Source organism: Streptomyces anatolicus, from assembly GCF_019400875.1.
Taxonomy (GTDB): Bacteria; Actinomycetota; Actinomycetes; order Streptomycetales; family Streptomycetaceae; genus Streptomyces; species Streptomyces anatolicus.
The window spans coordinates 1-761 of the sequence record NZ_WMBF01000873.1 but is presented as its reverse complement, the minus strand read 5'-3'; the positions used below and the strand labels follow the sequence as shown (position 1 = coordinate 761).

1 protein-coding gene is annotated in these 761 nt (G+C 74.6%); it reads left to right on the top strand.

Annotated features, from left to right (window positions below; all coding sequences use genetic code 11):
• Positions 1-761, top strand: a 761-nt coding sequence (locus GKQ77_RS33070; protein WP_219692832.1) for a CpaE/TadZ family protein, incomplete at both ends; no start/stop codon positions are given.

The following is a 761-nucleotide window of genomic DNA, read 5'->3' as shown; positions in this document are numbered from 1 at the left end:
GCGCGGGCACCGTCGTCACCGTCAGCGGGGCGAAGGGCGGCGTCGGGGCGACCCTCGCGGCCGTCCAGCTCGCCCTCGCCGCACAGGCGTCGGGCCGTACCGTCGCCGTCCTCGACCTCGACCTCCAGTCCGGCGACGTCGCCTCCTACCTGGACGTGCAGTTCCGCCGCTCGGTCGTCGACCTCGCCGCCATCACCGACATCACGCCCCGCGTCCTCCAGGACGCCGTCTACACCCACGAGAGCGGCATCGGCCTGCTCCTCGCCCCCGCCGAGGGCGAACGCGGCGAGGAGGTCACCGACCGCGTCGCCCGCCAGATCCTCGGCTCCCTGCGCGCCCGCTACGACGTCGTGGTCGTCGACTGCGGTGCCTACGTCACCGCCGCGAGCGCCGCCGCCGTGGAGCTCGCCGACCACGCGCTGCTGCTCCTCACCCCCGACGTGGTGGCGGTACGGGCCGCGAAGCGCATGGTGCGGCTGTGGGACCGCCTCCAGATCCGCAAGGCCGAGGAGACCCTCACGGTCGTCAACCGCCACGGCAAGGGCGCGGAGATACAGCCCTCCCTGGTGGAGCGCGTCACGGGCACCCGGGTGGCCCGCACCACCGTGCCCGCCGCCTTCAAGGAACTCCAGGCCGCCGTGGACGCGGGCCGCGTACAGGACCTCGACAGCCGCTCCTCGGTGAAGCAGGCGCTGTGGGGCCTCGCCGGTGAGCTGGGGATCGTCGACGAGGAGGCCGCGGGTGGGGCAGCGGGCAGGCGG